The 5073-nt window shown below is 66.6% G+C and carries 4 protein-coding genes, 1 tRNA gene and 1 pseudogene; 1 reads left to right on the plus strand and 5 read right to left on the minus strand.

Annotation, left to right across the window (positions count from 1 at the left end):
- From BGN95_RS25335 to BGN95_RS25345, 3 genes and pseudogenes are all read right to left on the minus strand, one after another.
- Positions 1-217, minus strand: a pseudogene (locus BGN95_RS25335) (NAD(P)-dependent oxidoreductase); the annotation flags it as partial.
- 133 nt (positions 218-350) lie between these two features.
- On the minus strand, positions 351-1160 hold the full coding sequence (locus BGN95_RS25340) for an undecaprenyl-diphosphate phosphatase (RefSeq protein WP_265313378.1): 810 nt from the start codon (positions 1158-1160) through the stop codon (positions 351-353).
- 54 nt (positions 1161-1214) lie between these two features.
- The gene (locus BGN95_RS25345; RefSeq protein ID WP_286774398.1) at positions 1215-2150 is read right to left on the minus strand and encodes a complex I NDUFA9 subunit family protein; all 936 of its coding nucleotides are present in this window, start codon (positions 2148-2150) and stop codon (positions 1215-1217) included.
- Positions 2151-2255: 105 nt separating this feature from the next.
- On the opposite strand from BGN95_RS25345, the gene BGN95_RS25350 reads away from it, so the two are divergent.
- Positions 2256-2342 (plus strand) — tRNA-Leu (locus tag BGN95_RS25350).
- A gap of 234 nt (positions 2343-2576) precedes the next feature.
- On the opposite strand, the gene BGN95_RS25355 is transcribed toward BGN95_RS25350, so the two are convergent.
- Complete coding sequence (locus BGN95_RS25355; protein WP_286774399.1) at positions 2577-3329, minus strand: DUF6118 family protein; 753 nt, start codon at positions 3327-3329, stop codon at positions 2577-2579.
- An 18-nt stretch (positions 3330-3347) separates the two neighbouring features.
- The coding region (locus BGN95_RS25360) for an AAA family ATPase (protein WP_286774400.1) at positions 3348-5073 on the minus strand (1726 nt) is incomplete at its 5' end.

The following is a 5073-nucleotide window of genomic DNA, read 5'->3' on the forward strand; positions in this document are numbered from 1 at the left end:
TCAGCCGCAGCCAATCGGGGATATGGTTGTGGAGCGGGCAATGCACCGAGCAATAAGGCACCCCGCATTGCGAGCAGCGCGACGCCTGATCCTCGGCCGCCGTCTCCGCATAGCGATCGGCGATCTCGCGAAAGTCCGCCGCACGCGCCGCCGCCCCGCGCTTGTCCGGATAGGACTGCGCCTTCGCGACGAATCGAAGCATCTTTTCAACAGCCATAAGCCCTCCGCCGGCTGCGTTCTCACAGCCGGGTCGGGACAACAAGTCAGCATTGCTGACCTATATGGCGGTTTGGCCCTTTTATCGGGTCGAAAAGAGCGAATAACGCTCCAATAAAGCGTCCGTATCGGTCTTAATGGAGGAAAATTGCGATGAGCGCAACGGCGCCGGCAACGATTCGATACCAGGCGAAGGGCTGGAAGCCATGTTTCGCCACGATCGACATGAACCAGCGGATCACCACCATCGCGACGAGGAACGAAACGACGAACCCGATCGCGATCGACCCGACATGTGCGCCGCTCAATTCGTGACGGCTCTTCCACAAGGTGAGCGCGGTCGCGCCGAGCATCGTCGGGATGGCGAGGAAGAAGCTGTATTCGGCCGCGGTCTCGCGCGAGACCCCCATCGCGCGCGCGCCCATGATCGTTGCGCCCGAGCGGCTGACCCCGGGGATCATCGCCAGGCATTGCAGCACCCCGACGCCGAGCGCGGTGCGCCACGACATATCCTCGACCATCCCGCCCTTCGACGGCGGGGCGAAGCGTTCGATGACGAGGATCGCGATGCCGCCGACGATCAGCGCGATCGCCACCACGGTCGGGGCGATCACCGGCGCCTCGAGCACCGCCTTGATCGCCTTATAGGCGACCGCGCCGACCAAAGCCGCGGGGAGGAAGCCGAGCAGCACGTTGCGGGTGAAGGCGATCGCTTGCGGCTCGCGGCGCAGCAGCCCGCGCGCGACGATCATGAAGCGCCCCCAGAACAACACCACCACGGCGAGGATCGCGCCGAGCTGGATGACGATATCGAAGGTCGCATCGGCCTCGGGCAGCCCGAGCAACGCGCCGGCGAGGATCAGATGCCCGGTGGAGGAGACGGGCAGGAATTCGGTCACGCCCTCAACGATCCCGAGCAGGATCACGATCAGCAGGTCGGTCATGTGGGGATGGTCCTCGCGTCGGCGCCCCGCGCGAGCGAGGCGCGCGGGATGAAATCAGGCCTTGGCGGTGACCGCGAAACGACCGGCGCGGCGATAACGCACCAGCCAGTCGGGGGCGACCGCCGCGAGCGGGGTCGGGGTGACGCCCAAGGCGGCGAGCCCCGCCGCACCGGGCGCGACGACGGTGTCGCGCTGGAGCAACTTCCACTGGTCGGCGGTGAGCGGCGCGCCGGGTAGGAAGCCGAACATCGCGATCGCCTGCCCGGCGATATCGGGCAGCGCGGGGAAGGCGGGGTCGCGGTCGATCGTCCGTGCGATCCACTCGTGAAGCCCGAGCATCGTCAGCACATCGGGGCCGCCGAGTTCGTAAACCTGCCCACCGAACCGCGCCGGATCGGCGAGCGCGGTGGCTGCCGCCGCCGCGACGTCGCCGACGAACACCGGCTGGAAGCGCGTTTCGGCGCGCAGCACCGGCACCACGGGGAGCCGCGCGATCATCGCGGCGAAGCGATTGGTGAACTGGTCCTCGCGGCCGAATACGGTGGCGGGGCGCAGGATCGTCGCCTTGGGGAAAGCGGCACGGACCGCGGCCTCGCCCTCGGCCTTGGTGCGCGCATAGGAGGAGGGCGATTCGGCATCGGCGCCGATCGCGGAGAAATGGACGAGCGATTCGGCACCGCTATGTGCGGCGGCCTGCGCGATGGCGCGCGCGCCCTCGACATGGATGCGCCCGAGATCGCCGGCGAAGCTGCCGACGAGGTTGACGACATGATCGGCGCCCGAGATGGCGCGCGCGATCGTATCGGGGCGGGTGACGTCGGCGGCGACGAATTGCGTCTGGCCGAGCCCGCCGAGGGGTTTCAGGAACCAGGCGTCGCGCGGATCGCGCTGCGCGACGCGGACCCGCGCTCCCGCCGCGAGCAGCGCCTGGGCGACATAGCGGCCGATAAAGCCTCCGCCACCGACGAGCGTGACCAACCTGTCCTTCATGCGCGAGCCGTCCAAAAAAGATTTTCGATGCCTGAGCGCCTAGCCCTGAGCGAGCCCGGTTGACAAGGCCGGGCTGCCTCCCCTAGAGGCGCCGGCCTACCCCGTGCCCAGATGGCGGAATTGGTAGACGCACCAGCTTCAGGTGCTGGCGCTCGCAAGGGCGTGGAGGTTCGAGTCCTCTTCTGGGCACCAGTCAACCACTTTATCGTGTTGTTTTTACACGATAAAGTGGAGACCTTAGAAATCCAATACCACACATACTCCCACAATATTTGTGGGCTTTTATGAAATGATCCGGAACATAACGGGACACTTCCGGTCATTGGTTTCGCGACAAATTCGCATATCGAAGCGGACTGGCCGCGTGCTAACAAACAAGCGCCGTAGCGGCCAGCCGGCTTCGCGGGCGTGCTGCGAGCGATCCGATCAAGATTCTGGTTTCCCGATCCTGATGGTGCATTTGACCGGCCCCTTGGCCTTGGCGGCGGTGCGTTCGCACACCGCGATGGTGTCGCGGTTATCGCGCCGTATCTCGGCGGCGGCGGTGATCCCCGCCCATGCGTCGGGATCGCCTGCACGCATCAGGCGGATGCCCGCATCCCAAGGCGTCGCTTCCCCGACAACCCATGCCGCCATGTTTTCCGGCTGATGCCAGCTTAAGGGCATGATGCGCAGGAACATGACCGGCAGGAAGATGCCCGCCAGAAAGGCGACGGCACCCACGCCGCCGCACCAAAGCTGCAAGGCGGTCTTGTGCTGCTCCTTGGTCTTGGCCGTGCCGATGATTCCATTGACCTGCTCGACACGGGCATTCAGGATTTTATCCCATTCGCGGAACGAGGCGTCATCGGCTAGGCGCGATATGGCCGCCGCCTTCGCGATCCGCTGGCCCATATTCTCCGGGGTAAGCTGCTGTGCGGGGGATTCTTCGATGGTTTTAAGCCGTCCGGCAAAGGTAGCCAGCCGCCCGTTCATCTCGCCAAGGGTGGAGGTGTAATCGGGTATCTCGATGGCCTGCTTTTCCCGCACGACATTTTCAACAGCGCTGGTCAGCAACTCCATACGCCCGGCCATACGGTCGTCCATTCGCGTCACCTGTTGCGCCAGGTGCGCGAACGCCTCGGCGGCGGCGTTGGGCGGGGCTTGGGGTTCGCTCAACAGGGCTTGTTCTTCGTTCATATCATATGTTCCTTTCTGCTAGCGGCTCATGCCGAGGCCGCGACTGATCTCGCGGCCAAGGTCGTGGGGGATGCTGTCGGCAAGGGCGGTGGACAGGCTGCGGCTCATCCGCTCTGTCGCTTCCAGCCCAAGGTCGCGGCGGTCGCGGCCTGACAGCACCGATTCAAGCTGGGGATCGCGCTCAAGGCTCTTGGCGAGGCCACGCATCTCCTGCGCGGCGGCGCGTGCGCCCCGAAAATCGCCATCGCGGACAAGCTCGTGGTGCTGGCGCTGCAACTGCTGCCAGCCTTCCACGAACCGGTCGGCGCGGGCAAACGGGTCCATGCGGATTTCCGCCTCAAGCTGCATCGCCTGCATGGCGGCAAGGCCGCGCCCACCCGCCGCCTCGCGGATTAGCTCGGGCTGGCGCTCGAACGCCGCGCGCAAATCGGTGGTGCCTTCGGGCCGGATCGCGTCGAGCGCATCGCGCGCCCGCTCGAACGCCTCGCGCTGGTGGGGCATGGCGTCCAGACCCTGCGCGCGGGTCTGCTGGATCGCGTCCATGGCCTTGGCGTAGCGCTCCACCGCGCCGCGCACGCCGCCCGCGCGGGCGGGCTGCATATCGTGCGCCGGTTGGCGCTGGGCGCTGTTCTCCCGTTCCGGCTGCTGCGGGACCGACTTGGGCTGAAAGCCCGCGAAGATGTCGCGTTCCTGTGCCGGGGTGTTGGGCCGGAAGGTGTCGAAGATCCCGCGCGCCTTCTCGACCACAGGACGGACGATCTCGGCCACCCGCTCGCGGAACGCGATGCCGCGCCGCTCGGCGAACTGCTGTGCCGGATCGGCCTTGGCGTAATCGGTCGCCATGTCCTTGGCGCGCTCGCGGCCCAGCGTGCGGACAAGGCGGGACTCGTCCTTGAAGTCGTCGCGGCCATAATGGAGGTCCACGCCGTCGCGGTGACGGGACAGCGCGACATAGGCACCGTGGCGATCCATCCCCGGCGTCGCCAGCACATGCGCCCGATCCACGGTCATGCCCTGCGCCTTATGGATCGTGGCGGCATAGCCATGATCGAGGTCGCGATAATCCTTGAGGTCGAACGATATGCTGCGCCCGTCATCGGTGCGAACGGCCATATGGCCGGCGCTGACCTGCTCGATGGCCGCCAGCGTGCCGTTCTTCACGTCAAGGCTGCGCTCGTTACGCAGGAACATCACACGGTCGCCAGCGGCGAAGTCGCGTTCGCCGCGCTCCACCTCCCAGCGAACATCGCGGCCTAGCTCGCCCGCCGCGCGCATCCGCTCGCGCGCCGCGTCGTTGAGGTCGCGCACCTCGGCATTGGTGTGGGTGAGGATGATGCGCGATTGATCGGGCGCGGCGATGCGCTCGCGATCCCAACGCTCGACAAGCTCACCGCGCGCCTGTTCGCGCGTCTCGGCCTGATGCACCATGCCATGATCGGCATAGGCCCGGATCGACTCGCCGGTGCGTTCGGTGGCAAGGTGCCGGGTGGCATCCTTCTGCCAGCCTTCATGCTGACGGCGAACATCGGTGATCTCGACGCCGCCATGCCGCTCATGGATCGAACGGAACGCCGCGCCTGCCTCGATGGACTGCAATTGCTGCGGATCGCCGACCAGCACGACCTTGGCCCCGGCCTCGGCGGCATGGGACAGCACACGCTCCATCTGGCGCGTGCCGACCATGCCCGCTTCGTCGATCACCAGCACGTCGCGCGAGGTCAGAAGGTCGCGGCCCTGCGCCCAG

Origin of the sequence: Sphingomonas sp. 66-10, from assembly GCF_001897045.1 — a bacterium.
GTDB lineage: Bacteria > Pseudomonadota > Alphaproteobacteria > Sphingomonadales > Sphingomonadaceae > Sphingomonas > Sphingomonas lycopersici.